General features: G+C 62.9%; 2 protein-coding genes. Both read right to left on the minus strand.

Features of this window, described 5'->3' with window-relative positions; translation table 11 throughout:
• Positions 1–63: 63 nt before the first annotated feature.
• The gene (locus KK141_RS22835; protein ID WP_214573213.1) at positions 64–1,197 is read right to left on the minus strand and encodes a zonular occludens toxin domain-containing protein; all 1,134 of its coding nucleotides are present in this window, start codon (positions 1,195–1,197) and stop codon (positions 64–66) included.
• A partial coding sequence (locus KK141_RS22840) for a DUF2523 family protein (protein ID WP_214573214.1) occupies positions 1,194–1,530 on the minus strand: 337 nt, incomplete at its 5' end. The genes KK141_RS22835 and KK141_RS22840, both read right to left, overlap by 4 nt.

A 1,530-nucleotide genomic window follows, 5' to 3' on the forward strand; every position in this document is an offset into this window, starting at 1 on the left:
CCCAGGCTTCGGTGTGGTCCTAGATCAAGGGCGTATCCGTAGGGGCTTTGCCCCTACACCCCGTCAGCGCTTCGAGGCACCGCCGAAAGGGTCGGGATTCCACGTGCCCAGGGTAGGCGGCGTGTAGGGCGTCGCGGTGGCGCGCTGGTGGCCACTGGATAGGCCTCCCTGCGCCGTGGCGTCGCCCTGGACCGCCTGCGCGGCCACGGGGGCACTCACGGGCTTGCCGGCATCGCCGAAAGGCTGGATACGCCGCTGATCAGGCGAGGGGCGCCGGGTGGGGTTGTAGACGCCGTTGCGAGCGACGGTGCGGCACATGGCCACTTCCATCTCGTAATGCGTGCCCTGCTCCGTGATGCAGCCGCAGCGGCCGTCGTCGACGGCCATGCAGTACACCTCAGGCTCGCTGGCCACCGGTCGACCGTCATACGCCGGTGCCGTCCACGGCTGGCCAGGCAGGCGCGGCGTGAGCCACTTCACGAGGTCATCGGGCCGCTTCGTCTCGGTCGAGCCAGAGCCGCCAAACATGCCGGCAGCAGGCTTCGCACCGTCAGAAGCAACCGCAGCAGGACGCGCGCCCTTCCCCGCCCAAAAACCATTCGCGTTATGCACCAGGTAGGCCACGAGCGCCACCGCCGCCACGAGTGCATAAGCCCACCACGGAATGCGTTTCTCCGTGGTGTCCTGCACCGTCGACTCGTAGAGGTTGCGCTTCATCAGCGCCGATGGGTAAGACCAGAACTTCTTGTTGTCGCTGACTCGCGGGTTCGACTCGTAGCGATCCCACGAGAGGATGATCGCCTTTTTGAAACCGAACTTCCGGCGCACGTGCTGGTGTTGGTCGACCAGGCCTTGAATGAAGGGATGCAACTGCTTGCTGGCCTGCTGGCAAACGAGAATGAACTCAAACGCTCGATGGCGATGCGTGGCCAACTTCTCAACGTGGTCGGGCACCTTCGCGGTGCCACCACCCTTCGGAAAAACGGTGTAGCACTCGTCAATCAGAAACACCGAGCCATCAGGGCAGTCCTGCCACTTGGTAGGGTCGACCAACTCATGAAAGCCAGCCTCCGCATACTTCAGCCCGCGCACACCGTACGCGTACACCTCCCTCCCCTTCGCCTTGAACTCCAGGGCCATCTGCATCGCACGAAGCGTCTTGCCGTGCCCAGGTTGACCGGTCACCAGATAGATCATGAGTTCACCCTACGCAGCACCATCTTGCCGGCCACCGAAGCAATGGAGGCCGAGATCACCATCGAGCAGAAGACGTCCATGCCAATCGCACCGAACGCCTGGTAGACAGGGCCGGGCAAGCCGTTGGCATAGCTTTGAATGAAGGTCATCACCGCCGGCAACGCGAGCTTGTTGGTCACCACGGTAAGACCGAGCGTCACGAGAATTTTCAGCACCCACTGCCCGGCATAGGTTGAGACAAGCCAAAGCAGCATGCGGCCAAGCAAGGCAATAAGCGCAGGCATCATCGACTCCCAAGGGCGAGAATGGTCGCCGCTGCAATCGCACCAAAGA

It is taken from the genome of Dyella sp. LX-66 (assembly GCF_018599165.1).
Taxonomy (GTDB): Bacteria; Pseudomonadota; Gammaproteobacteria; order Xanthomonadales; family Rhodanobacteraceae; genus Dyella_D; species Dyella_D marensis.